Source organism: Bacillus sp. FSL P2-0099 (assembly GCF_038007445.1).
Classification (GTDB): domain Bacteria; phylum Bacillota; class Bacilli; order Bacillales; family Bacillaceae_G; genus Bacillus_A; species Bacillus_A mycoides.
Map to the genome: position 1 here is coordinate 976,628 of NZ_JBBOXE010000001.1, position 25,533 is coordinate 1,002,160.

The following is a 25,533-nucleotide window of genomic DNA, read 5'->3' on the forward strand; positions in this document are numbered from 1 at the left end:
CTCATACGAAATTTTTATTAAATTACAAAATACTTATCAGATTTGATTGTAAGAAATGATAAGTATAATTGATTTTTTATGATGTACAGAAAAAATTAATTATCACATCCCTTTATTTTCACACTAGAACCTAAAAAGAGGTTCTGTTACAAAGTTTTTTAACAAGAAAAAGTTATGTTGCAAAAAGGGTTGTGCCTATTAATTATATGAAGAGAGGCATGTAGTGTGTTACTAGACAAAAATACTTGATACACCAATGTTACCTTCACTCACCCTCCTCATTATTATAAGCTAATAGTGGTTCGTACATCATTATAGCGTGATTCTCCGTTACATATTGGTCTTCTATAAACTGTTTCTGTTGAGTATATACTTTACGTTGAATAACATTATGTCGTATATAACCACCCCAGTATGCAGATTGGATTGAGTGTTCTTTTTCATATACTTCATATTGATAAAGCTGCGGATGGGCAATTCTCCACTCACCGACTAAATGCTTATCTGTAATATAAAGGTGAAGTTGATACGATTGGTCCGTTTCATTTTTGATTTGTAAATCCAAATAATTATAAGAACAAGTCGCTCCACTTCCAAATGGTTGGGTCCGCTTGGAATCAGGAAAGACATCAAAACTATGACGATATCGCTCTGTTACTGTCAATGGTGTATGTAAGGTCATCCAATATATTAAATTTGAAAGCTGACAAAGCCCTCCTCCAATGCCTGCTTGAAAAGATCCATAGTGTAGTATCATGCCCTCTACATACCCTTTTCTTCTCGTAGGCTTACCTATTAAACGCCAGTAAGAGAATGTTTCTCCCGGTCTAATGACGATACCATTTAGTTGTTTAATAGCAATCTTCAAATTAACAACTTTATTCTGTTGATACCATATATCTACATCTTTGAGCTTACGAAGTAGTATCGTTCGATGCTGAATCGCTGTATAGGGTAACTTTTCTTGTTGAAACGTTTTTGCATATGTTTTTCCATCTGCTAACCACTGAATGTACCTCTTTGTAGAGTAATACCATGTCCCTAGTAGAATGCGATACTTAGACCGCTGTTTAGGACGTAAGTTCACTAAATTCATTTTATTTCCTCTCTCCATCGTTTTCATATGTTACCATTTCCGTAATTACGATCCCAATCAATTGTCTTATTAATGCCTTTGAATTTACCCAAGTTTTCCCGCACAGAACTGTAATATTAATTGTCGCATTCTCTCGTTTTTTAACTACATTCTTATATGTATATCCATCAATAAATTGTACTTTTCTTAGCTGCATAGTAATTAACATAAATAGATAAGAGACGCAAAAAAACAGTATAATTAATCTAATGGGGACCTTGTTTTTTCCATTTTTCGAATTGCTTATAGTCATGTGAAACTCTGCCTCAATATGATAAATTCAAATAAATACATTATAAATATAAAGGATAACCTTAAATAAAGAATAATGAAAATTAAAGAAATTCTAAAGAATCAATATATTTTTACTAAATATTGATTGATAATAAGTTGTTTTTTGAGACTTTACTAGGTTCTGTTGCAAAGTTTCTTAGCAAATAAAAAGTTAAGTTAATTACAATGAATCATGTTAAAAGGTATGTTCTCAGGATTATATTGTGATTTTAATGGAGATAGCATTGTTTTTTAGGCTACATTTTAGCGAAATAAAAGCTTAAAAATCGATATGTATATTTACAATGTTACATTAGTATTTTTCTTTTTATTTATCCCGCATTAACGGGCAGTAAAACTCCCACCTTAAAATGCGGCTGGAGCAAAGAAGTTAGGTGGGAGATCAACTGCCCGTAAACGCCCGATTGGTGAAGGCTAATAATCAGTGGGGGATGAACAAAACCCCCACTGATTAAAGTTTCACTTTATATATTCGCAAGTAAAATAGCATAATATCAGTATGAATCCCTATAGTGATATGAATTTTTGCATATTTTGAAATTCAGTATATCCTCCGAAAAGTTTTGATTGTATAATGTGTTTTGTTATATTATTTTAGATTTTTCGACAAAAAACAACAAAAAATAGAAGACGTATTGGGAGAAGGCATTATGTACACAAAACTATTAAAATCAATTACATCATTATCACTTATTGGTGGTGCGTTATTATATACAAATGGCAGTGATGTGAAAGCTGCGGAAGCGGGCGTTTTTTCTGATGTACCAACATCGCACTGGTCATATCCTGCGATTAAAGACTTAGCGAGCAAAAATATTATTTCAGGTTATGGAAATGGGATGTTTGGTTTTGGTGATGTTGCGACGAGGGAGCAAGTTGCAGCTTTAATTTATCGTGTGTTAGTACCGAATAAGCAAGGTGGTACGTTTAGTAATGATGGTGCTCGTTATGTATTAAAAGATGGGTCTACTTTAAACAATCCGTATCGTGATATTCGCTCAGGTTCTACAATGTTTCCGGAAGAGGTTTTAACGTTAACGAAATTGGGGATTTTTAAAGGTGATGGAAATGGCGGTTTTAGACCGAAAGATTCTGTTAGCCGTGCAGAAATGGCGCAAATTATTAAAAATGCGTTCCAAGTTTCAGCTAAACAAAAACATACATTTAATGATGTTCCAAATGGGTTTTGGGCAGAAAACGCGATTAGTGCGGTGCAGTCAAACGGGATTGCATCTGGTACAGGAGACGGGAAATTTGAACCAGCTAAAACGGTAACGCGTGAACAGTATGCACAGTTTTTATATAATGCATTGAAATATAAAAAGCCTGAGGTTGCGGTGCAAGATACAGAAGATGCGGCATTATTAACAGCATTCAAAAATGAAGTACAAACGCTTATTAATACGTATGAAACGAATATTACACTTCCATATAAAACGAAAAACAGTAATACAAAAGAAGTGATGAATACACTTTTCACCGCATATAAAGAAGTCGCAAGTAAAAATGAGTATACAAATTATAATAGATCGAATGTTTCATACTCACTATCTGGATCGCCAGGGAATTATACGTTTACGCTAAATATTACATATCGTGAAACGAAAGAACAAACAGAATATGTGATGAAACAAGCGAAAGCGATTGTTTCTTCTATTATTCAAGTCGGGATGGATGATCATGAAAAAGTGAAGGCGATTCATGACTATGTTGTAAAACATGTTTCTTACGATACGTCTTATAAAGCGTATACAGCATATGAGGCACTCGCGAATCGTTCTGCCGTTTGCCAAGGTTACACACTATTAACCTATCAATTATTAAAAGAAGCTGGAATTGAGAATCATTTTGTAGTAGGAACTGGAGACGGTCAGCCTCATGCTTGGAATTTAGTGAAAATCGATAACAAGTGGTACCATCTTGATACGACATTTGATGATCCAGTGCCAGATGAACAAGGCCGCGTAACATATTCTTATTTCAACTTATCTGACGAGCAAATTGCAAGAAATCATGAGTGGAACCGCGTGGACTATCCGCAAGCTACAACAAACTATTATAGTACATTAACAAATAAAATTGCGACAGGTGGTACGAAAGCACCTGCATATCAGCAAATATTGAAAGATACAAAGTTAAATTATTTAGGAAATGAATATATCGCAAATAACTATAATGAATTCAAAAATAAAATGCAGCAGCGTTATAGCACAAAGTCAGCAAAGATTGAAATTCTTTATAAACAATCAATGGATGGCGCATTGCAAGATGTGAAAAAAGTAATTGGAGAAATCGGTTATCCGAAAGGAGCGAACCGTGTTTCTTATAAAGCTGAGCCGTATAATGCGAAAGAAGGGTATTCTTTGGTGACGATTACGTTTATGTATTGATAATGAAAAAAGCATCTATTTCAGATGCTTTTTTATTATTTTAGTTCGACATAATGTGATAACGGAACATAATTGCATCTGTTATGATAACTTTTGAAATTTTACATTTTGGAGGATTAGCAATGGACAAAAAGAAGATTTTTGCTGTGTTAATAGGAATCGTGGTTTTACTTGCTTTTGTTACCCATACAGGCGTCCCAGACAAACGTGTTCCTCTAAAAAATAAACTTGCAGTAATCCTTCCATTGATTGTTATATCCGGTTTAATTTCCTTGTATATATAATTAAAACAAGTACTTATCAAGTAACGTTAAGGTAGGTATAGAAGTATATATCTACTTTTCTACCTATGCGTAGTTCAGTAAAAAACCTCACAAACACTTCCACTGCGGCTTCTCCTTCACGATAATCACTTACTAATTCTTTTGGCTTAATATATAAGATATACAGTATGAATTATATTGATATGTTACGCCGTTCAAAAAAATCTGCTTTATAGAGCGTGCCCCATGCCCATCAAGCTAAAAATTTAGAATTACTCCAAAACGAAAAAATGAACTTTTTGTCTCGTTAGAAGAACATGCTGCTAATCCCATAAATAAAGCGCAACAAATAAGTGTTTTTAATAGTTTATTGTTCATAATATGTATCCCCCAGTGTGTAAAATGTTAGATTTCCTGAACTAACATAACAAATGTGGTTACAACTATTTTGTTATGTTTTGTCGAATGAAAATAAAAAAAGAGAAATTCCGCTTATATGAAGATCATTTATCTAGTATTGAGCATTTAATAATTATGATAAGTACAAGCATCGTAAGGAGGTGTGTACATGAATGAAAAAAATGAGTTTTTGAGTGGGGCAGCATTTGATCCAAATTTATTGGGTCCTACATTACCACCTATTCCACCATTTACTTTACCTACAGGACCTACTGGTCCGACTGGGATTACAGGAGAAACCGGACCGACGGGAACAACAGGACCTACTGGGCCAACAGGAGGACCTGGAATCACAGGCCCAACCGGAATTACCGGACCAACAGGAGCAACAGGGGAAACAGGAGCAACAGGAGCAACAGGAGCAACAGGGGAAACAGGAGCAACAGGGGAAACAGGAGCAACAGGAGCAACAGGGGAAACTGGGGAAACAGGAGCAACAGGGGAAACTGGGACAACAGGAGCAACAGGAGCAACAGGAGCAACTGGGACAACCGGGGAAACAGGAGCAACAGGAGCAACAGGAGCAACAGGGGAAACAGGAGCAACTGGAACACTCTCAACTGCTAGTGCTAGTGTTATAACAATTACATCACAAACTCTTGCTAATCTTGCTCTAGTCAATTTTAGCACTGGAGCTGTTATATTAAACAATGTTTTATTTGATGGAATTTCCACATTTACAATTCAAGTGCCTGGTATTTATTATTTTATTGGTGCACTAATGACTTCTGCAAATCAAGCAGGACCTGTTGGAGTAACTATATCTCTTAATAATCTTTCTCCAGGCTTGGATGGAGTAAATTATGGAACTGCAGCAGGCCAAGAAGTTGTTGCTTTTGGATTTCTTCAAGTCGTTGCTGGGGATACAATTACTCTTAATAATGTTAGTGGGCAGTCAATTACGATAGGAGGTAATACAGGTAGTAATCAACCAGCCGCTCGATTGTCTTTTTTCAAAATCTCATAAGACTTAATTTTGTGAACGAAAAGTCCATTCAGGCTGTTTCTGAAGGGACTTTTTTTATAGGTTTAGAGATACATTGACTGCTGATAATAATGCGTTATGTTAAATAGAATTGTATAGAGCATTCATCTATTTTTCTTTCAAAGATCAATTCATAATATAATATAGAAAATATTTCTTTGTTTCGTCGATTAAGGAGGGAATTTAATATTGGAACAAGAAAAGATTGATATTTTAGCTGAAACCTTATTATTGGAGGTTATAACACAAAAAGTTGAAATGATAGAGCAGCTTCCCATTATGCTAAAAGGTATTGACTATTTAGATGATTGGGCAGAAGTCATTTCAAAAACAACAGAATGTGAAATTTTTGAATCAGATGCACCCAGTGTTATGAATTTTTTTGCCGTAGGAGAAAAAGTTTTAATTGAGCTAGAGATGCCATGTCTTATATCAACATGGCAGGATAGAGAACAACTTCTGAGAATTACAACTACTGTGAAAGCGAAGTGCTTAGTTTCTCATGCAGAAGTATTTGATTGGAGCAATATGAATAAAAAAGAATTGTTAAAACGCCAAAAAGATGTGGAATTTGTAGAGTTAAACTATATAGATACTGAATGTGATGATATTCGTGCTTATTGAATTAGCAAAAACAACAAATTCCAGTTTGTTGTTTTTCCCGTTTTTTACATAAATGAAACGTCTTTACAGGAGTGGCGAAGCCACGACTACATGAACAGCCCTCCAATATCTAACAGGGGCGCAAATTAACCTATAATTCCCCTTTCTGAAAGAAATGTGATTACCATTAATTTGTAATAAAAAAAGACTAGCGAAAATGCTAATCCTTTTTTATTTGATTGATTTACTGCCTATAACAATAATTATGTAAATAAGCTGTCCATATGGGCAGCTTATTTTATTTTTTGTTTAGCACGGGGATCTTTTCCGATAGTTTTTTAGCAGAAGCAAGCAGCTCCAACGATGAGTAATAAAATAAACAATACAACTAATAAAGCAAATCCTCCAGCGAAGCCACAGCCGCCACAACTACCACCAAAGCCCATAACAGTTCCTCCTTTAGATAGGAGGGGGAAGACAAAGGTTCACTCATGTGTTTTAACGGATTCAATTTACTTTATGCATTTATGAATGGAGCAGGTCCTTTTGAAAATAAAGAAAAGACACCTTATAAGGTGTCTTCCTTCGATTTGAAACATTTTAAGTTTAATAATATACGGTCTCGCCACTGACCTATTAGGCTGGAATTTTATAGTGTTTCTGAACAAAATTTTGTGCTAATTTTGAATTCTTAAGTTGATGGGGATCCTTTTATGTTTTATCATTTTTAAAAAAATCCTTCATTAGCTTAGCGCCTTTAATATTCACCGTTACAGCTTCTGCTTTATCTTTCTTCTCATCTTTAGCAATCGTAATTTGTTCCTTATTATCAACCCACACAAGAAACTCTTCTTTTGAGTCATCTTTATATGTAACGGTTATAGTAGAATGCGCAGATTGTTTCTTTTTTTGATCTAGTGTGATTGTTTTCGGTGTTCCTTTTTGGACTGCTGAAGCGATTGATTGTATCATTTCCTCGTTATCTGTTTGAGATTTGGAACTAGTATTACTTGTTGTTCTAAGCATCTCAATGTTGGTAATGTCTGCAGAGTTTAATTGAATGGCATTTTTCGTATTTTCTTGCTTAGTTGTTGGAGTATTATTTGTAGTAGAAGTGCTTGTACAGCCTATTAAAGTGAAAGATAGAGCGGTTAGAGCGCATATAGATATGATTTTTTTCATAGTATCCCTCCTTACGTTTAATTATAACAATTTTCTGTTATTTTAGGTAGTTATTGTAAGGAGATAATTTTGTAAATCATAGGGAGACATGTTTACTAGTTTTAATGATGTTCGTATGAATAATATGAAGCGTATATATGAAAAATATGCGGTTCATTCTCTATCAAAATCAAAATTCACATAATTTTTTTCATATTTTATGTTTAACATTTCGAAAATGGGTGTATTACATATAATATAACAAATAATTCATTTTAGAGGAGGAAGTTAAAGATGGAAACGAAGTATAGTAAACCTTTTGTATATGAATTTATTACGGAGAAAGAGGTCATGAATGCAGCGAATGATCTAGTGAAGAAAGGAATCGACCAAAAAGATATTTACGTATTAACACATGAGAAAGAAAGGACAGATAGAATCGCAGACAATGCAGACGTGAATACAATTGGAATAAAAGAAGAGGGACTTGGGACAAGTATTATTAATGTTTTTCAAAAAACAGGAGATCAGTTAAGAAATAAGATGCAAGAATTAGGACTTAATGAGGAAGAAGCTAACTTTTATGAAGAAAAACTGGATGAAGGGAAAATCTTGTTATTCGTTAAGGATTTAGAAAGAGTCGGTGAATGGTTACAAGAAAGAAGATGCACGTATTCTATTTAAATTCATACTCTTTAAATCTACAAATCTATTACGAAAAGGAGATTGGAAATATGAGTGAGAGCGGGCTAAAAGAACAAATTACTGGTAAAGTTGAAAAGAAAAAGGGGCAAGTAAAAGAAGGAATTGGTGAAGTTACAGAAGATAGAGAGTTGAAAAATGAAGGGAAGTGGGAGAAGACGAAGGGAACTGTAAAAGAAAAAGTCGGAAAAGTGAAACAAAAGATAAGTGATGGATTGGATAACAAAGAATAATACATGTTTATCAAGCTTTGGTTAAACGCCAAAGCTTGATAAATCCATTATAAAAATATATAGGAGGTCTAATTGTGGGACTTATTATTACGTGTATTGTAGGTGGACTTATTGGTATGTTAGCTGGAATGATTACGGGAAAAGACTTTCCTTTAGGTATAGTTGGTAATGTTATTGCTGGATTAATCGGATCTTGGGTAGGTAGTGCCTTATTTGGTCACTGGGGCCCTGAATGGGGAGGTATCTTTATTCTTCCAGCTTTATTAGGTGCAATCGTCTTTATTTTAATCGTTACATTCTTTTCTAGAATGCTAAGGAAAGCGTAAGTATGATAATGAATAGTAATCTTAAGTTTATTATATATAGCTATAAAGTTAATAAACTGATAAAAATACATAAAAAAGCATCCAATTAAAATAATTTGGATGCTTTTTTAATGTATTTTACATAGGAATGAGTGAGGATGGCCCCACTGATTGAGATTTCATATTAAGCTATCGTTACTTTTTTACAATTATTTATTCTTACGACCTGCCTCGGTTCTATATGAGATAAGTCCTCGCTATTACCTATATCAACTACAATTGTATTCGTTAGTATGTTAATAATGGAACCAATTAATTTTGTAGCATGATCGTGTCGATAAGAAAATTGAACAAAATCTCCCTTTTTAAAGCTGTGCTCTTCCATAGATAGATCCCCCTAAAAATAATGTTTATACATTATACATACACAAATTTATAAGGTTTAAACATTTGGTAGTATTTTTTTTAGTGTTAAGCTGAGAAAGGTGTAGAAAATTTATTTATAATTAAAATGAAAAAATATGTTTAAAACTAATTTTTATGGGTAATTAAATAGTAGTAGTTTGAGATAAGGGGGCGGAAATGATGAATTTGGCAATAAATATTTTGCAAAATGATTTAGGTTATACAGTACAACTTAATGGTGAGATTGATGCGTATACGGCATCAGATTTAAAAAATAAGGTAATGCCTATTGCAAGTGAGAAAGAGGTTTATATAGTAGTAGATTTTAATAAGGTAGATTATATGGATAGTACAGGTTTAGGCGTTTTTATAGCGCTATTAAAAGCAATTAAGAAAAATGATGGAAAACTAGAGTTTATTGGTGTATCTAAAAGACTAAAAAGATTATTTGATATTACAGGACTAACAGAAATATTAAATTTGAATTCAGATTTTGAAAAAGTAGAAAGAAGGTGACTAGGGATGATGGAGAAATTTGAAAAGATAGAAATGAAAATTCCTGCAAAAGCAGAATATGTGGCTATTATTCGTTTAACAATGGCTGGTGTTGCGAATCGAATGGGCTTTGCTTATGACGATATAGAAGATATGAAAATTGCTATTAGTGAAGCATGTACAAACATTGTACAACATGCATATAAAGAAGACGTTGGAGAAATTACAATTGTCTTTGGTCTATATGAAGATCGATTAGAAATTATGGTTGCGGATAATGGAGTTAGCTTTGATTTTAGCACCTTAAAAAGTAAAGTTGGTCCGTATGATATTAATAAACCAGTAGAACATTTGCCGGAAAATGGTTTAGGTTTATATTTAATAAATACGTTAATGGATGATATACAAATTATGCATGATGAGGGCATGACAGTTTTAATGACAAAATATATACAAAGAGAGCAGGTGGAGAATGATGGAAATCCAATCTCAACCTACAAATCTTACTAAAGAAGACGTTATTAAACTAATTGCAGAATTCCAACAAAAACAATGTGATGAAGCGCAGGAAAGATTGGTTAATCATTATAAAAATCTCGTATATTCCATTGCATATCGCTATTCAAAAGGTGGGCCGATGCATGAGGATATTATACAAGTAGGAATGTTAGGACTCTTAGGCGCAATAAGAAGGTATGATTATTCGATAGGGAATGCTTTTGAGCCGTTTGCAATACCTACGATAGTAGGGGAAATAAAAAAGTATTTACGTGATAAAACTTGGGGTATTCATGTTCCAAGGCGAATTAAAGATTTAGGCGGGAAAATTAAACTTGCGATAGAGGAGCTAACAGATCAACTGCAACGTTCACCGAAGATTATAGAGATTGCGGATCATTTAGGACTATCCGAAGAGGAGGTTCTGGAAATTATGGATGCTAAAAATAATTATCAAGTATCTTCCTTAGATGATGTAGTTGAAAATTCATCTGATGGAAGTTCGGTAGCGAGAATTGAATCTGTAGGTGAAGTAGAGCAAGGATATGAACAGACAGAAAGACGTCTCGTTTTAGATGATATTTTTAACGTATTAAATGATACGGAAAAGAGTGTTATTCATTATATATTTGGAGAAAATTTAAATCAAAAGGATACAGGGGAACGGTTAGGTATTTCACAAATGCACGTTTCTCGTATTAAAAGACAAGCGATAAGTAAATTGAAGCAAGCGGCGTTTTTAGATACATAAAAAATTTAAAATAATTATGTTTAAAACATGAGAAAAGGGGTAGTTATTAAGTATAGGAGGAGATATTAAAATGTCACACGATGTGAAAGAACTAATCGAAGGATTGAATGAAGATTTAGCAGGAGAATACTCGGCAATTATTATGTACAACCATAATGCAGCTACGGTTTCTGGTATATATAGACAAGTGTTAAAACCTTTCTTTGAATCTGAAATTAGTGATGAACAAGGACATGCCCTATATTTAGCGGAGAAAATTAAGACGCTAGGTGGTACACCTACTACGATCCCTTTACCAGTGAAACAAGTAAAAGATGTTAGAGAAATGTTAGAATACGCTAGACAATCAGAATATGAAACAATTAAGCGTTATGAAACGAGAAAAGAACAGGCAGCGAAATTAAATATGACAGAGTTAGTTGTAAAGTTAGAAGATATGATTGCAGATGAAACAAATCATATGGAAGAATTAGATCGTCTTTTAAATGACAAAGCGATGGTGTTAAATTAATAGTGGAAATTTACCCCACTTTAATGGGCAGTAAGACCCACACCTCAAAATGCAGCGAAAGCAAAGAATTTAGGTGGGGGATCAACTGCCCATAAAAGTCCGATTGGTTCAACTAATAATCAGTGGGGGATGAAGAAAACCCCCACTGATTAAAGTTTCACTTTATAGAGTGAAAGAACAAACTCTCATTTCTAGGGGGTTTGTTCTTTTGCTGTATAAATACGTATGAGTAGGAAATTTTTATTTTATAACTGAGTATGTAATACTAGAAAAATAGAAAATGATAATAGATTTACATTTTAAATAAGAAAAGGGGAAATAACTTGTGTCCATTTTAATTGTCGATGATAATCCGGTTAACATCTTTGTAATTGAAAAAATTTTAAAACAAGCCGGATATCAGGATCTTGTATCGCTTAATTCTGCACAAGAGCTTTTCGAATACATCCATTTTGGAAAAGATTCTTCCAGGCATAATGAAATTGATTTAATACTATTAGATATCATGATGCCTGAGATTGATGGACTTGAAGTTTGTAGGCGATTACAAAACGAGGAGAAGTTTAAAGATATTCCTATTATTTTTGTAACAGCTTTAGAAGATGCGAATAAATTAGCTGAAGCGCTTGATATAGGCGCAATGGATTATATTACGAAACCTATAAATAAAGTTGAATTGTTAGCTCGTATGCGTGTGGCATTACGCTTGAAATCGGAATTGAATTGGCATAAAGAACAAGAGGAAAATCTTCGTAATGAATTAGATTTAGCTACACAAGTACAAAGAAACTTATTAAGTAGCCCATTAAGAGAAGATCATATAAAAATTGAAGCAAGTTACTTACCTTCATTCAAACTAGCTGGAGATATGTATTATTGGTATAAAATCGATGAAAACCGCTACGGTATTATATTATTAGATGTGATGGGACATGGTGTATCTGCTTCATTAGTTTGTATGTTTATTTCGTCTGTATTACGTGAATCGATTAAATGTTTAATCGATCCGGAACTTGTCATTAAAGACTTAAATAAATATATGACTCTTTTACATAATGAGAATGACAATATTCCATATTATTTTACAGCGATATACTTAGTAGTTGATACAGAAAAGAGAACAATTGAATATGTAAATGCAGGACATCCTTCTGGATACGTTTTAGTTGATGAAGAGAATGTAGTGGAACTAAATCGCGGGAGTTGTGCGGTAGGATTTTTTGATGAAATAAAAGTCGAGAAGACAGTCATACCTTTTGAGAAGAACGCTCAAATTGTATTATTTACAGATGGTGTTCTTGAAGCAATTGCAAATGATGAATTTGAGTCTGAAGAGAAATTACGTGCTTTTACAGAAAGAAAATGGGGAGATTTAGAAGAAGAGATAGAAGGGTTTTATAAGGAAGAACAGAAGAAAACACAATCAGATGATATGTGTCTAATTATGATACAAACGAATGCGAAATAAAAAGCGTATGAAATCCAAACATAGGATTTCATACGCTTTTTATTGTATTTTTTGATAGATTTGTTCGTTAGGATTAAATTGGATATAATGCGGCATTATATCTGAAAAACGAAGAGTTTCTTTATTTCCTAAACATAGGAACCCATTGTGTCCTAAACTTTCATAAAATAGTTGCTGTACTTGGTTTTGAAGTTTACTCGTAAAGTAAATTAAAACGTTACGGCAAAGTATAATATGAAATTCGTTAAAAGATTGATCGGTTACTAAATTATGCTGCGCAAAAATAATGTTTTGTAACAGGGATGGATTAAAATAAGCAAAACGACTATCTGTTGAATAATAGTTAGAAAATGCTTGTGTACCGCCAGCTTGTAAATAGTTTTTCGTATAAGTTTGCATTTTATTTAACGGAAGGATGCCTTGTTTTGCTTTTTCTAACACATTCGTATTCATATCTGTTGCGTAAATAACAGCTTTTTCACTTAATCCTTCTTCGTGAAGTAAGATGGACATTGATAACACTTCTTCACCAGTTGCGCATCCAGCATGCCAAATTCTAATTTCAGGATACTTTTTTAATTCAGGAATAACATGCTCTCTTAACGCTTTAAAAAAAGTAGGGTTACGGAACATTTCAGTTACATTAATGGAGAAATCATTTAATAACTGTTCTAAAAACCCTTCCTCATGAATTACTTTTTCAATTAATTTTGAAATGGTAGGGATATTAGAGAGCTGCATTCTATTACAAATTCTTCTATAAATAGATGTGCGAGCATATTGGCGAAAATCAAATCCTGACAGTTTAAATACCGCTTCCAATAGTAATTCAATTTCTAAGTTCGTACGCTTATCCATATCTACGGATGGATCAAAATTATAATACTTATTTTCCACTTAAACTAAACCTCACTTATTTTATTAACCATACACTCATTACCGAATAGAGTTGATGTAAATTTAATGGTTTACTTATATAATCTGAAGCGCCAGCAGATAAACATTTTTCTTTATCATTTGGCATTGCTTTAGCAGTTAATGCGATAATAGGTATTTCATGTAACCCTAAATTCATTCGGATATGTTCCATCGTTTCATAACCGTCCATATTCGGCATCATAATATCCATTAAGATAAGGTCAATATTTGTATTGCTTTTTAGTATTTCTAAACACTCTATGCCGTTTTGTGCAGTAATAATGTTGGCATGTTGTTTTTCTAATGCATTTTGTAATGCAAATATATTTCGATGATCATCATCGACAATTAAAATAGTTTTCTCTTGGAAGACGTTATTTGTTTCTGGAGTAACTATAGTTTCCTCAACAACTTCAACAGGAATAATGTCATCTATCGTTGCTGCGACTTCTAAATTGGATAACTGTATATCATTTAACCCATTTGGAAGGTTAGGAATATATACTGTGAAAGTACTGCCTTCTCCTAAATTACTCTCTAACGTAATCCAACCGCCTAATAATCTAGCAAACTCTTTACAGATAGATAATCCTAAGCCTGTACCACCATATTTCCGAATCGTTGCGCCATCTGCCTGTTGAAAGGCTTCGAAAATGAGTTGATGCTGTTCTGTAGCGATACCAATACCAGTATCTTTTACTGAAATTGTAATCCAATCATTACTTATAGACTGCATTTCATTACTCAAATTGGTTGTTTCTATCGGATCGAAATGTAAAGAGACGGATCCTTTTTCCGTGAATTTAAATGCATTGGATAATAAGTTTTTAATAATTTGCTCAATCCGCTTTGCATCTGTATAAAATAAATCAGGAATAATATCACTGTCTTCAATAGTAAATGCGACATTTTTTTGTGCAGCTATATGTAAAAAGTTTTGATGCATATTTGCTGCCATGTCACTTATGTTCGTTGCTTCAAAAATAACATCTAGTTTCCCAGCTTCTACTTTAGATAAATCTAGTATGTCATTAATTAAAGTAAGTAAATCTTTCCCTGATGAATGAATGACGGTTGCTAATTCAATTTCATCATCGGATAAATGATTATCATGATTTTCTCTTAACATTTCAGATAATAGTAAAATACTATTTAACGGTGTGCGTAATTCATGTGACATATTTGCTAGGAATTCTGATTTGTATTTTGAGCTACGTAATATTTCACTTGCTTTTTCTTCTAATTCTGATTTAGTAATTTGTAAGTCAGCTGTCTTTTGCTCGGCCTCTTCAGTTCTAGACTCTAGTTGTTCATTAGTTGTTCTTAATTCTTCGGCTTGCATTTGTAGTTCTTCAGCTTGCGTTTGTAATTCTTCTGATTGAACTTGCAACTCTTCTGTCATTGCTTGTGATTCATGTAAAAGAGTTTGAATTCGCATACGTCCCATAATACTATGGATGGTTAGACCTAGGTTATCAACGGTTTGTTGAATTAAATCTTGATGTAAGTCTGAAATCTCAGTTACACTTACTAACTCCATTACTGCGATCACTTCATCTTCAAATAAGATAGGGACGACTAGTAGGTTTTGAGGGCGTATTTCTAATAAGCCGCTAGTGACATAACGAAATTCTTCTGGTATTTCTCGAAGAATAAAGCTTTGTTTTTCTAAAGCACATTGCCCAATTAAACCTTCACCCATTTTAATGGATTGTTTTCCAATATCAGCACCTTGATCAGCGAAAGAAGCTTTCTTTACATAGTAGACAGTTTCTTCAATTTCTTCACGTACATAGAATGCACCGCAAGAGGTTTGCGTTTTTTGTATAACTCCACTAAGAATTTTTTTACCTAACATCTCAATAGAAGGTATACCTTGATACATTAAAATTAATTCTGCAAGCTCGGTTTGTAACCACTCTCTTTTAGATATTTCGTCTAGTAGGTGGTTCGTTGTATGAGCAAGCTCTTTTATTTCATCCCGCGTGTTTACATGAATTCTTTCAGTAATTTTTTCTTTAGAAGAAATGGATTTAATAGCTTGAATTACGTTTTTAATCGTTTTTGTAATGGAATTCGAAATATAGAGTGAAATGATAATAGAGATACAAGAAAGTAAGAACAATAAACTGTATAACCAAATCTCTAATTTATTATTTTCAGTATCTAATTGTGCAGCTCTTTTTTTCGTTAGTTGCTCCTCTACACCACGGAAGTTAGTTAGCTGCGATTGTAATGACTGAATTTGAGTCGTGTCGATTGCTTGTATGTTATTACTATTATGATTTGTAATTAATGGATGAATCTCTTTATTAATCCAACTATTAATATTTTCGTTAATCTGTTTTAATTTTTCTTGCTGAGAGGGATTATCCTCTAATAGAGCCAAAAGATCTTGATAATGTTCTTCGTAATCCTTTTCCGCAGTGTTCAGGGATTGCACGTAATTTGCGTTATTAGAAGTAATAAATCCTTTCGCTTTATTTTCAATTGTTAGCAATTCTTTCTCCACTTGATTCGTTAAATTAAGAACTTTAAAATCGTGATCAATAATAAAATTACGAGATTTTTGTAAATTGGAAATCTCATTGTTTAACATAATGAAAGAAATAAGTAAGAACAAAATCATAACTAAATAACCAGCCATAATTTTGTAGCGAATACTAAATTTTGCTTTCGATTTCATTAAAAATTCCTACCTTCAAGGTTATTCAAAGTTTTCAATTGTAAAGGATGAAAAACGTAATATATATTATATCAGTTTTCATAAGGCCAAACTAGAAAGCCCCCTATTGTATTAGGGGGTCTCGTTTTGAATAGAGGAAATCAGTTTGAAATATAAAAACATATATGAAAAGTAACGATCGAGGGAATAGGGGGATAATAAAACTTTTAAGAAGGAAAGAGTGTTCTTAAAGCTTTTTTTGCATCTATTCCTTCAAAGATAAATAATACAAGCTCTCTCTTTTTTACAGTAAGGAAAAAGGATATTAATGTGCTTAAGCTTTTAATAGAAGTAAGTGTTCCGTGTTTACTTATAAATAAATTAGTTTGAAATGTTGTCATTAAAGCATAAAAATGATGAATCTGCTTTATTGTAGGTGTTTCATTATAAAGAATAGTAGTAGATTGGATTGCATTCATCGAAATATTCCTTTCTGTATAGTAAGCATAACAATATAAACATACCCGTTTTAAAAAATGTTAAACATATAAATAAGAAAAATATAATTCTAGTTTTTTAGGTTTAGAAAGGGTTACGAAGGGTATACATATACTACAAAGAGATTGACTGAAGATGAATTGTAAGATTTCTATGTTTAGTAGATTAGTCTATCAAAATATAATTTTACTTTAAATAAAAAGGAGTCTGGTATACATGAATGAAATGATGATTGATATTACATTTGATTTAATTTACTTGTTAAGTAGTTCGCTTGTAATGCTGTTACTATTCGCTTTTTTCGTAAATGGTTATGTTAATAAGAAGGTTAGTGTATACAGAAATGAAGAAAGATAAAGATACATTATATAAAACTTTAGGAGGTTAATAGTTATGGATGTAGATAGAAAAATAGTAGGTATTTTTAGAACAATTGATGATGCGGCATTCGTTATTAATGAATTAAAAGATAAAGGATACTCGGCGGGTAACATTTCAGCTATTGCGAAGGATCAAAAGGAAATTGAACATCTGGAAGAAAAATCGGGTGAAAAAGTGAATAGTGAAACGCCACATAAAGCGGATATCTTTTCAGCGACAGGGCTTGTGGCAGGAGGAGTAGCAGGCGGACTTGGTGGTTTATTAACAGGTCTTGGTATACTTGCTGTTTCTGGAATGGGTCCAATCGTAGCAGCGGGACCTATCGCAGCAGCTATTGGAGGAGCCGGTATTGGCGGAGGAGCTGGAAGTTTAATAGGAGCATTTATCGGATTAGGAATTCCCGAAGAACATGCTAAGAAATATGAAGAATACATTTACGATGGAAATATATTAATTTTAGTAGATGCAAAATTAGATGATAAGTTAGAAATCTATAAAATATTTGATAAGCATAATGCTTATAACTCCGATTTCTTTAAATAATATTTACTTCACATATCAATTATGCAAAATGTAAACATAGTGAATATCGTTTTTGATCTTACAACTTTGGCGCGGCCGAGGAGTCGTATGACTATAAGAGAGGAAGGGCTTATAGTAAAAGATCAAGTTCTATTATGATATTAAAAAGGGAAGAGGTGTCTTTTCGTGATTGTAAAAATATTAAAGGATAGTAGTAATAGTTTCCTTTGTACAGTTCAAAATCAAAATGGGGAGAAGTATGTAAAGAAATGGTTTCATAAACAGAAAAACAAGGAAGAGTTAGGGCGACCAACTTTTAAAGAAGTAGAAAAGGATTGGAAAGAAAATAGAGAATCATTTATGTATCCTAATGTTAAAGCGCTTTAGTGAACTACTCACAACTTAACGTCCTTCATTTGAGCATTCGCCAACGCAAGACTATCGACTTCCTTTAGGAATGGAAATTCAGCCTTATATTGTGCAGGCGTAGGATATTTAACAGATTTATCAAGTTTATCCTGTGATTCTTGATAAGATTTGATTCTATCTGCAAGCATCTTGTTGTATACAAATCGAACACATCCAAATGTTTTTGAGAAAAACATTTGTTGTTCTTTATTTGGATAGATACGATATTTGTATGATTTTAACATTTCCTACACCTCACTTTTTCCTTGATTTTCAATATATTTCTTTACTACATCTATCGGTGAACCACCCGTAGTAATCAAGCAAAAGCTTTTTGACCAAAACATTTCTTTCCAAAGTTTCTTTCTCACATGTGGAAAGTCTCTCTTGATTAGTCGAGAACTTGCACTTTTATAAGCATTAATGAACTTTGTCATTTCTGTATTCGGATGTGCCTTGAATAAGATATGTACATGGTCTACATCATGATTCCATTCAACTAATGTGATGTTATAGTTTTCAGATAGTCGGACAAAAATGTCTTTTGCATAGTCCGACATATCATCATCAAATACATTTCTTCTGTATTTCACGACCAATACAAGGTGACAATAAAAGGCAAAGCCTTTTGGCTACGCCAAACCGAAATTCATCTCCCACCTATCGTTGGGCTACGCCCTTCACACACTTGAGGAAGGAGAATTCGTTAAATAGAATAGGCGCTTTATTATTACAAAATTGTCACACTCCTGTAAGGTAATTCAATAGATTAGTTGCTTGTTCCATGTCATAATAAAGACATAAGAAAGCTAATCAAAAATTATAAGTTATAGGAGAGTGTCAGTCATGATTGTAACAACAACGTCTGGAATTCAAGGTAAAGAAATTATTGAGTATATTGATATTGTAAATGGTGAAGCTATTATGGGTGCAAATATTGTCCGCGACTTATTCGCTTCCGTTCGTGATGTTGTCGGTGGTCGTGCTGGTTCTTACGAAAGCAAGCTAAAAGAAGCTCGTGATATCGCAATGGATGAAATGAAAGAACTTGCAAAACAAAAAGGTGCGAACGCTATCGTTGGTATTGACGTAGATTACGAGGTTGTTCGTGATGGAATGTTAATGGTTGCTGTCAGTGGTACAGCTGTACGTATATAAGTAAATGAAAAACAGGCTCCCCCTTGAAGTTGATGCTTTGAGGGGATTTTTTTGTTTCATGATTAAAGTTAAAATGAAGAAGAGAGGATGGATTTTTATAGTGGAAAAAATAAGATGAGGGCGAATGTACTAGCTTACTCAAATGATATAACCGTTTAAGTGATAAAGTTGAAAAGAAACTATAATTTACATATGTTTAAAGTGGCCAAAACTTTTTCGTCAAACGTTATTGTAAAAAATGCTAGGATTGCTCCTAGCATTTCGTGAAGGGATATTGCACGGGAATTTAGATAATAAGCAGACGTACCCGCTTATTTCAAATGTAGTATATATTGTTTTCAAGGAGAAAAGTAAGAAATACAACAATCTTTATATATGTTTAACGAGAGTGTTAACTTTATGATAAATAATAAAATTGTTATTTGAGGTAAGGGGAGAAATAATGGTATGAATAACTTTAGAGGATGTATAGTTTATAGAAATAAACGATTGAGCATGTAAGGCGTTGTATTACATAAAATTTATAAAGCATTGGAGGCAGTCACATTATGTTTTGGTTAGGATGTTTTTTAGGATATATTGTAGGTTCAGTTATTACATGTGCTCTACTTTACTATGGGTATAGATCCAATGAAAATAAAAAAGTGGATATACAAAAGAGGGAGGAGAGGAAAATCAATAAAAAAGGTGTATAGGATGTGAAAGGCAAGGTGATAGCATTGATGCAAAAATAAAGGACAGTACATATTGTATATGACTACTATGTACTGTCCTGATTATTCTTTTTGGATTATGAAAAATTATCTCCTGTCTTACTATAAATTTCATAGGCGAAATAACCAAATAAATAGCCTATTCCGGCCCCTAAACTAACTGAAAGCAGGGAGAAGTCCGGGAAAAACATACCGAAAATCAAACCGATCATACAGCCAACAAGCATTCCCATAGGTATGAAACTATCTAATAACAGTTGAGCTTTTTGAGATTTTTTCTTACCTAATTTTCCGTTCTTATATTTATGTTCCAATCTTTTAATTACAAATACTACAATTCCACCAACTATTACAACAGGCGCGATTGCCGAAATGAACCACATGTTAGAAGCTCCTTTCGTTTTTAATTAAATTATACCATATATTAACATTTTGAATTTAAGCGGAGACAAGATCTTCTGCATTTCTTTTCCTTTTATTCATGACTAAAGTTAATAGGAATAAAATGAAGCTTAAAAGTGCCATTATAATAAAAACTTGCGTATAACTATTAAAATAATCACGAGCGATTCCTGCTAGGACAGGAATGAATCCGCCCATAATATATCCTCCTGACTGCATCATAGCAGTCCATGCACTCGCATCTTCTGAAGTTTTTGTTTCATATAGCGGTAGCATGAGAGCGAGTGGAAATATGCCGCCGAGCCCGATACCTAGTAAAATAGAAGGGACCCATGGTGTGGTTAATGGGTAAATCATAAGCGATAAACCTACGAGTACAAAGCATATACTTCCTAATAACCAAAGTGCTCTGTTTTTATAAATATCCGCTAATGTTGGAATTAAAAAACTGCATATCATTTGAATCACTGTAAAAACAGTTATAAGAGTCCCCGCTTGTTCGCTACTCACACCCATACTTTGATTTGCCGGCGCAAGCCAAGTTGTAATAGAGTAAAATATTCCTGATTGTAGTCCGAAAAAGATTGTAAACAACCATGCTTTTTTATTTCTTAAAGGCAAGCTATTATTCTTTTTATTTTGTGTACTCGTATTCTTTTTTCGTTTCATAACGGGATACCAAAATATAATAGCGATAATAGTAAGCACACCCCAAAAAGCGAGTGCCATATTCCAATCGTCTTTTAATACATGTTGTAAAGGAATCGTTAATCCTGCACTTAAAGAAGCACCAGTTCCCATACCTACTGAATATATGCCAATCATTAAGCCGATTTTCGTAGGGGATTTTTCTTTAATAAAACCTGATAGTAACGGACCTGCAAGTGCAATTCCAATACCGATAAATAAAGAGCTCGCGAATAATGTGGAAATGGAAAAGGTAAAAGCTCTCATACATGTTGCAAAGCCGATTAAAATAAGACAAGCCATAATTGATTTTTCTGCCCCGTATTTCCTAATTACCTTCCCAGTCAGTAAGGCGAATGTCCCCATACAAAAAACAGGAATAGCTGTTAAAAAGCTAACGGAAAAATTGCTTATATTTAAGTCTTGTCGGATTGTTTCTAATACAGGTGAAACAGATGTAATTCCGATACGTAAATTAATAGAAACAAAAAATAGTGCTAGTATATACAAATAAGTTCGTTCTTGATGTTTCAATTTCATTTTCTCCTCTCTTAAACATCAGATGTTATTCAGTATATCATCTGATGTTTGTGTGTAATAGATAAGGAGCTTATTTCAGCTCCAAATTTTGAACGGCGTATGTTCGTGCCTCTTCGGTATTTTGTTTAAAAATAGCTTGGAATAACTTTTCATGAATGTCAGAGTTATCTTCATAGTCCACTGTATTTAATATGAATTGGCTTAAAATGTGGCGAAGGGCAGGTACGAAAGATTGATACAAATCGAGTAGAACTTCGTTTTTGCTCGCCTTTGCAATTGCTAAATGAAACTGAATGTCTGCATCTATGTATGCTACATAATTACCTTCTTGAAGGGCATGTTTTCTTTTATTCAAATGTCCTTTTAAGTATAAAAGATCCTCGTCGCTTCGGCGCTGTGCCGCTAACATCGCTACTTCTTTATCTAGCATATTTCGTGCTTCATACACATGATTTATATTAGCTGCTTGCAATCGTTTTTCAAATGAATCTTGCGTTGTATTGAGTGAGACAATACGAGTACCTTGTCCTTGTCGAACTTCTAATATGCCAGCATGTACTAATATCTTTATGCTTTCTCGCAATGTTGAACGTCCTACTCCTAACTCTTCCATTAATTGCGGCTCTGTAGGGAGGCGATCACCAACTTCATACTCGCCAGAAAAGATTTTTTCTTGTAGACGTTCTAGCACTTCATCGACTAATTTCCGCCGAGAAACTTTTGAAAAAGATTTCTTTTCGTTCATATTCATCTGCTCATCTCCTGTTATATTCGCTTTTATAATAACCAATTTAAGTTCGGTTGACAATGTTATTTTTTAGGTAGTTGAAGCTGGGATACTACAATAGGGTTTATAAGACATAAAAAATCTATTTTGAAAAAATCGATTTCTCCTGAATACATAGTAATATAAGAAAAAGACGCCCTTGTGAGCGTCTTTTTCCAACTTGAGATAGATGTATCATTATTGTTCTGCTAGGTGACATAGTTCTCGTATAAAGTTTTCTCACACAAATGATCTGTGTATCAATGTGTTTTTGATATACAGATCATTTGTATGATAATTCTTATAAATAATTGCTGAATGATAACCTTACATGAATGCTTTTAAAAGCTCTTGAACTAATGGAATTACTCCACCTACAAAGTTTAAAACTGCCATTGCGATTTCCATATGATTGCCTCCTTTAGTAGTAAGATGTAATAAATCTTTATAAATTCATTATAGTAAGCGCTTACAAAAACATCAATGCATTTCGATATGCAATAGTTCATATTTGTATTTGGTAATGAGGATGAAGAGGAATAAGTGACTTATCCCGCTATTTGTGGGAGTCGGGCTGTATGTAAAAGCCTTCACTTTATCAAAATGTAAGCTGTATCTTGTATAATATAATGGTGGAGGTCGAATATGAAAAAAATAAATTCAAATATAGATTTGGATAAAAATGTCTTGGAAGCGGTATTTATTCCAAGAAGGTTTATTGTTTTATGGATTACACTCGTATATATAGCTTCAGTACTTTTAGAGTTTCGTAATAATATTTTCTCTATGGATAGTTTTTTCTTTACAATAGTCATTGTTATTCATACTATTTTTCATTGGTATGCGAGTTCATTAAAAAATAGGCAATTGTTGTACTTCTTTTTTGTACAACTTTTCATTGTGTTTTTGGCTGCGTTTATTGCAACAAATGCTTCGATAGCGATTTTTGTTGGATTAACTCCTATTTTAATCGCCCAAAGTTTATATGTTTATAACAATATATTTAAAGTAATGGCAGTTTTTACTCTTATGTATGCAATATTTTGTGCTGCAATTAGTATCAATTATGGTGTGAATAAATTAGCTATTCTTATCTCTATGTTTCTTTTAGTGTTAGCAATTATTATTCCTTTTTCTTATATTAATAAGCAGCAATTTGATGCACGTAATCGTATACAGAGCTATATTCAAGAGTTAGAGTCTGCATATATGAGAGTGGAAGAATTGACATTAGCTAATGAAAGGCAGCGTATGGCAAGAGATTTACATGATACGTTAGCGCAAGGTTTAGCAAGCTTAATTATGCAATTGGAAGCGATAGATGCCCATATGCAAAAAGGGAATACAGGACGATCTCAAGAGATTATGAAACAAACTATGATAAGAGCGAGACAAACTTTACATGATGCAAGGTTGGTTATTGATGATTTGCGTCATACTACTAATTCATTTAATGGAGCAGTAAAAGAAGAGATTCAACGTTTTTCTGAAGCTACGTCTATACATGTGAGATTTACTATCCAAAGTCCACCGTATATTTCAAGCGTAGTAAAAGAGCACTGCTTATATGTAATTAGTGAATGTTTAACGAATATCGCAAAACATTCGCAGGCAGCAGATGTAAATTTAAATGTTGAATATATCGATGATCTTGAAAAACTTACTATTGAAGTTGAAGATAATGGAATTGGTTTTGACACTAGATATATCGGTAAGAATCCTGGACATTATGGTTTAATTGGTCTAAATGAGCGTGTTCGATTGATTAAGGGAGAAATACATATATTGAGTGAAAAGATGAAAGGTACGAAAGTGTATATTCAAGTGCCTATAAATAAAGAAGGAGATAGCCATGAAACATAACGTATTAATTGTAGATGATCATTTCGTTGTAAGAGAAGGTCTGAAATTAATAATAGAAACGAGTGATTCATTTCAAATTATAGGTGAGGCTGCAAACGGAGAAGAAGCCCTTTCTTTCATAGAAAAGAAGAAACCTGATGTCATTTTAATGGATTTGAATATGCCTAAAATGAGTGGTTTAGAAACAATTGAGGCTTTGAATGAAAAACAAAACCATACGCCGATTATTATATTAACTACTTATAACGAAGATGAATTAATGTTAAAGGGAATTGAGTTAGGGGCAAAAGGATATTTGCTAAAAGATACGGATCGAGAGAATTTGTTTCGAACATTGGAAGCGGCTATTCGAGGTGAGATTTTACTACAACCAAATATTATGGAAAAGATAGTGAAGTATAAAAGGAAAGAAGTACATGCTGATAAGGTTGCAGAAAATAACTTAACAGATAAAGAATTGTTTGTGCTGAAAGCTATTGCGCGCGGATATAAAAATAAAGAAATTGCGTTTGATATGGGAATAGCTGAGCGAACGGTAAAAGCATATTTAACAAATATATACAATAAATTAGGTGTTAATTCAAGGTCAGAAGCAGTAGCTGTATCTATTGAAAGGAAGTTAATTCATTTTTAAAACATTATATATGCCCAATCGTACATTATAGGCTTGCCCTTTTGTACGATTTTTTTATTTCTTTCTCATGTTATGCTTCAGAAAGTATGAGAGATTTAAGAACAATCTAATTGCATTACAATTATAGACGTTTCTAATGTAGGAAAGGAAGAAGAATAAGTAAATGGAAACTTTGCTTTTAATTCCTGTATTAATTTTCTTTATTTGGCTGCAAAGCAAACAAAGAAAATTAAACTGGATAGATATTATAACTTTTCTCATGATGATAGGGATTATTACTTATACGGCGCCGCAACCAATGACTAGGGATTTACAAGCAGAGTTACTGGCAGTTACGCTTATTTCTTTCGCTATTGGTGTTTGGCAAGGTGGGGGAATAACAGTCTGTTATGAGGATGAAATTTTATATATTACAAATGGAAAACAGTATTCAATTTCATGGATTCTCTTAATAATTGGCAACATAATTATTATTAATATATTTGAAGGTGGATTTACATTTAATGGATCGTGGTTTCTTTTGTGTGGTGTTGTCATTACATCTGGGGTGAAAAACAGTATTCTATGTGTTCTGTACAAATTAACAGTGCGAAATTGAATGGAAAACCAAAGCTGTTTTCTTTTACCCCAACATAAAACGTATTGCTGTAAGTTCATTAAAAGACCGTAGTTGATAAAAAATGAGATGGAAGTATTGGAAGAATGGGGGAGTTAACGTAG

At 33.1% G+C, this 25,533-nt stretch carries 29 protein-coding genes and 4 pseudogenes; 19 read left to right on the plus strand and 14 right to left on the minus strand.

Annotation, left to right across the window (positions count from 1 at the left end; genetic code table 11):
* Positions 1 to 265 precede the first annotated feature (265 nt).
* Both MKY90_RS04950 and MKY90_RS30375 read right to left on the minus strand, forming a co-directional pair.
* Complete coding sequence (locus tag MKY90_RS04950; protein ID WP_061689897.1) at positions 266 to 1,096, minus strand: VanW family protein; 831 nt, start codon at positions 1,094 to 1,096, stop codon at positions 266 to 268.
* Positions 1,097 to 1,184: 88 nt separating this feature from the next.
* Positions 1,185 to 1,388, minus strand: a pseudogene (locus MKY90_RS30375) (hypothetical protein); the annotation flags it as partial.
* A 691-nt stretch (positions 1,389 to 2,079) separates the two neighbouring features.
* Here MKY90_RS30375 and MKY90_RS04960 point away from each other — a divergent pair.
* The 4 genes from MKY90_RS04960 to MKY90_RS04975 all read left to right on the plus strand — a co-directional run bounded on the left by MKY90_RS04960 (position 2,080) and on the right by MKY90_RS04975 (position 6,150).
* Positions 2,080 to 3,819, plus strand: a complete 1,740-nt coding sequence (locus MKY90_RS04960) for an S-layer homology domain-containing protein (protein ID WP_098167700.1) — start codon at positions 2,080 to 2,082, stop codon at positions 3,817 to 3,819.
* Positions 3,820 to 3,941: 122 nt separating this feature from the next.
* Positions 3,942 to 4,103, plus strand: a complete 162-nt coding sequence (locus MKY90_RS04965) for a hypothetical protein (RefSeq protein ID WP_341090611.1) — start codon at positions 3,942 to 3,944, stop codon at positions 4,101 to 4,103.
* A 547-nt stretch (positions 4,104 to 4,650) separates the two neighbouring features.
* Positions 4,651 to 5,508: an exosporium leader peptide-containing protein gene (locus tag MKY90_RS04970; RefSeq protein ID WP_341090613.1), complete on the plus strand. Its 858-nt coding sequence runs from the start codon at positions 4,651 to 4,653 to the stop codon at positions 5,506 to 5,508.
* A 207-nt stretch (positions 5,509 to 5,715) separates the two neighbouring features.
* Entirely contained in the window at positions 5,716 to 6,150 is a 435-nt protein-coding gene (locus MKY90_RS04975) for a hypothetical protein (RefSeq protein ID WP_098169168.1), read from the plus strand.
* Positions 6,151 to 6,467: 317 nt separating this feature from the next.
* Here MKY90_RS04975 and MKY90_RS04980 read toward each other — a convergent pair whose 3' ends face one another.
* Positions 6,468 to 6,575 (minus strand): YjcZ family sporulation protein, encoded by a 108-nt coding sequence (locus MKY90_RS04980; RefSeq protein WP_078184601.1) that lies wholly within the window; start codon positions 6,573 to 6,575, stop codon positions 6,468 to 6,470.
* 265 nt (positions 6,576 to 6,840) lie between these two features.
* Positions 6,841 to 7,311 (minus strand): hypothetical protein, encoded by a 471-nt coding sequence (locus tag MKY90_RS04985; RefSeq protein WP_341090615.1) that lies wholly within the window; start codon positions 7,309 to 7,311, stop codon positions 6,841 to 6,843.
* A 273-nt stretch (positions 7,312 to 7,584) separates the two neighbouring features.
* On the opposite strand from MKY90_RS04985, the gene MKY90_RS04990 reads away from it, so the two are divergent.
* The 3 genes from MKY90_RS04990 to MKY90_RS05000 all read left to right on the plus strand — a co-directional run bounded on the left by MKY90_RS04990 (position 7,585) and on the right by MKY90_RS05000 (position 8,551).
* Complete coding sequence (locus MKY90_RS04990) at positions 7,585 to 7,974, plus strand: general stress protein (protein ID WP_000448809.1); 390 nt, start codon at positions 7,585 to 7,587, stop codon at positions 7,972 to 7,974.
* Positions 7,975 to 8,024: 50 nt separating this feature from the next.
* Positions 8,025 to 8,225, plus strand: coding sequence for a CsbD family protein (locus MKY90_RS04995; RefSeq protein ID WP_000004264.1), 201 nt, complete (start codon positions 8,025 to 8,027; stop codon positions 8,223 to 8,225).
* Positions 8,226 to 8,299: 74 nt separating this feature from the next.
* Positions 8,300 to 8,551, plus strand: a complete 252-nt coding sequence (locus MKY90_RS05000) for a GlsB/YeaQ/YmgE family stress response membrane protein (RefSeq protein WP_000522906.1) — start codon at positions 8,300 to 8,302, stop codon at positions 8,549 to 8,551.
* A 163-nt stretch (positions 8,552 to 8,714) separates the two neighbouring features.
* Here the strand turns inward: MKY90_RS05000 and MKY90_RS05005 are convergent, their stop codons facing one another.
* The gene (locus tag MKY90_RS05005; RefSeq protein ID WP_002140674.1) at positions 8,715 to 8,915 is read right to left on the minus strand and encodes a methyltransferase; all 201 of its coding nucleotides are present in this window, start codon (positions 8,913 to 8,915) and stop codon (positions 8,715 to 8,717) included.
* Positions 8,916 to 9,112: 197 nt separating this feature from the next.
* Here MKY90_RS05005 and rsbV point away from each other — a divergent pair, with 197 nt between their 5' ends.
* From rsbV to MKY90_RS05030, 5 genes are all read left to right on the plus strand, one after another.
* Positions 9,113 to 9,451, plus strand: coding sequence for an anti sigma b factor antagonist RsbV (gene rsbV / locus MKY90_RS05010; protein ID WP_002011067.1), 339 nt, complete (start codon positions 9,113 to 9,115; stop codon positions 9,449 to 9,451).
* A 6-nt stretch (positions 9,452 to 9,457) separates the two neighbouring features.
* Complete coding sequence (gene rsbW / locus MKY90_RS05015; RefSeq protein WP_000970215.1) at positions 9,458 to 9,940, plus strand: anti-sigma B factor RsbW; 483 nt, start codon at positions 9,458 to 9,460, stop codon at positions 9,938 to 9,940.
* Complete coding sequence (gene sigB / locus MKY90_RS05020) at positions 9,903 to 10,679, plus strand: RNA polymerase sigma factor SigB (protein ID WP_098169141.1); 777 nt, start codon at positions 9,903 to 9,905, stop codon at positions 10,677 to 10,679. The genes rsbW and sigB overlap by 38 nt, the downstream gene beginning before the upstream one ends.
* Positions 10,680 to 10,749: 70 nt before the next feature.
* On the plus strand, positions 10,750 to 11,190 hold the full coding sequence (locus MKY90_RS05025) for a ferritin-like domain-containing protein (RefSeq protein ID WP_002186521.1): 441 nt from the start codon (positions 10,750 to 10,752) through the stop codon (positions 11,188 to 11,190).
* 325 nt (positions 11,191 to 11,515) lie between these two features.
* Positions 11,516 to 12,658: a fused response regulator/phosphatase gene (locus MKY90_RS05030; RefSeq protein WP_341090619.1), complete on the plus strand. Its 1,143-nt coding sequence runs from the start codon at positions 11,516 to 11,518 to the stop codon at positions 12,656 to 12,658.
* A gap of 39 nt (positions 12,659 to 12,697) precedes the next feature.
* Here MKY90_RS05030 and MKY90_RS05035 read toward each other — a convergent pair whose 3' ends face one another.
* The 3 genes from MKY90_RS05035 to MKY90_RS05045 form a co-directional block, all read right to left on the minus strand.
* On the minus strand, positions 12,698 to 13,555 hold the full coding sequence (locus MKY90_RS05035; RefSeq protein WP_002166216.1) for a CheR family methyltransferase: 858 nt from the start codon (positions 13,553 to 13,555) through the stop codon (positions 12,698 to 12,700).
* 16 nt (positions 13,556 to 13,571) lie between these two features.
* The gene (locus tag MKY90_RS05040; RefSeq protein ID WP_098169098.1) at positions 13,572 to 16,262 is read right to left on the minus strand and encodes a response regulator; all 2,691 of its coding nucleotides are present in this window, start codon (positions 16,260 to 16,262) and stop codon (positions 13,572 to 13,574) included.
* Positions 16,263 to 16,468: 206 nt separating this feature from the next.
* Positions 16,469 to 16,720: a hypothetical protein gene (locus MKY90_RS05045; RefSeq protein ID WP_002168986.1), complete on the minus strand. Its 252-nt coding sequence runs from the start codon at positions 16,718 to 16,720 to the stop codon at positions 16,469 to 16,471.
* Positions 16,721 to 16,955: 235 nt separating this feature from the next.
* Here MKY90_RS05045 and MKY90_RS05050 point away from each other — a divergent pair, with 235 nt between their 5' ends.
* The 3 genes from MKY90_RS05050 (at position 16,956) to MKY90_RS05060 (ending at position 18,029) form a co-directional block, all read left to right on the plus strand.
* Entirely contained in the window at positions 16,956 to 17,096 is a 141-nt protein-coding gene (locus MKY90_RS05050) for a hypothetical protein (protein ID WP_002011076.1), read from the plus strand.
* Between the two features lie 36 nt (positions 17,097 to 17,132).
* On the plus strand, positions 17,133 to 17,663 hold the full coding sequence (locus MKY90_RS05055; RefSeq protein ID WP_063217531.1) for a general stress protein: 531 nt from the start codon (positions 17,133 to 17,135) through the stop codon (positions 17,661 to 17,663).
* Positions 17,664 to 17,828: 165 nt separating this feature from the next.
* A complete protein-coding gene (locus MKY90_RS05060) occupies positions 17,829 to 18,029 on the plus strand; it encodes a DUF4028 family protein (RefSeq protein ID WP_002186515.1) in 201 nt (66 codons plus the stop codon).
* Positions 18,030 to 18,055: 26 nt separating this feature from the next.
* Here the strand turns inward: MKY90_RS05060 and MKY90_RS05065 are convergent.
* Positions 18,056 to 18,295 (minus strand): annotated as a pseudogene (locus MKY90_RS05065) (helix-turn-helix domain-containing protein); the annotation flags it as partial.
* Between the two features lie 3 nt (positions 18,296 to 18,298).
* Positions 18,299 to 18,673 (minus strand): annotated as a pseudogene (gene tnpA, locus MKY90_RS05070) (IS200/IS605 family transposase); the annotation flags it as partial.
* Positions 18,674 to 18,896: 223 nt separating this feature from the next.
* On the opposite strand from tnpA, the gene MKY90_RS05075 reads away from it, so the two are divergent.
* Entirely contained in the window at positions 18,897 to 19,208 is a 312-nt protein-coding gene (locus tag MKY90_RS05075) for a YbjQ family protein (protein WP_000637510.1), read from the plus strand.
* 790 nt (positions 19,209 to 19,998) lie between these two features.
* On the opposite strand, the gene MKY90_RS05080 is transcribed toward MKY90_RS05075, so the two are convergent.
* The 4 genes and pseudogenes from MKY90_RS05080 to MKY90_RS05095 form a co-directional block, all read right to left on the minus strand.
* Positions 19,999 to 20,304: a hypothetical protein gene (locus MKY90_RS05080; protein ID WP_002186510.1), complete on the minus strand. Its 306-nt coding sequence runs from the start codon at positions 20,302 to 20,304 to the stop codon at positions 19,999 to 20,001.
* A gap of 55 nt (positions 20,305 to 20,359) precedes the next feature.
* Positions 20,360 to 21,550: an MFS transporter gene (locus tag MKY90_RS05085; RefSeq protein WP_078202933.1), complete on the minus strand. Its 1,191-nt coding sequence runs from the start codon at positions 21,548 to 21,550 to the stop codon at positions 20,360 to 20,362.
* Positions 21,551 to 21,620: 70 nt separating this feature from the next.
* A complete protein-coding gene (locus tag MKY90_RS05090) occupies positions 21,621 to 22,301 on the minus strand; it encodes a FadR/GntR family transcriptional regulator (RefSeq protein ID WP_002168980.1) in 681 nt (226 codons plus the stop codon).
* A 342-nt stretch (positions 22,302 to 22,643) separates the two neighbouring features.
* Positions 22,644 to 22,825: pseudogene (locus MKY90_RS05095) on the minus strand (hypothetical protein).
* A 136-nt stretch (positions 22,826 to 22,961) separates the two neighbouring features.
* Between MKY90_RS05095 and MKY90_RS05100 the strand changes: the two are divergent.
* The 3 genes from MKY90_RS05100 to MKY90_RS05110 all read left to right on the plus strand — a co-directional run bounded on the left by MKY90_RS05100 (position 22,962) and on the right by MKY90_RS05110 (position 25,411).
* Positions 22,962 to 24,179 carry a sensor histidine kinase gene (locus tag MKY90_RS05100; RefSeq protein WP_002168979.1) on the plus strand — a complete coding sequence of 406 codons (1,218 nt, stop codon included), beginning with the start codon at positions 22,962 to 22,964 and terminating at the stop codon, positions 24,177 to 24,179.
* Positions 24,169 to 24,813 (plus strand): response regulator, encoded by a 645-nt coding sequence (locus tag MKY90_RS05105; protein ID WP_098169100.1) that lies wholly within the window; start codon positions 24,169 to 24,171, stop codon positions 24,811 to 24,813. Before MKY90_RS05100 ends, MKY90_RS05105 begins: the two co-directional genes overlap by 11 nt.
* A gap of 163 nt (positions 24,814 to 24,976) precedes the next feature.
* Positions 24,977 to 25,411: a hypothetical protein gene (locus tag MKY90_RS05110; RefSeq protein ID WP_002087210.1), complete on the plus strand. Its 435-nt coding sequence runs from the start codon at positions 24,977 to 24,979 to the stop codon at positions 25,409 to 25,411.
* The last annotated feature ends 122 nt before the right edge of the window (positions 25,412 to 25,533 follow it).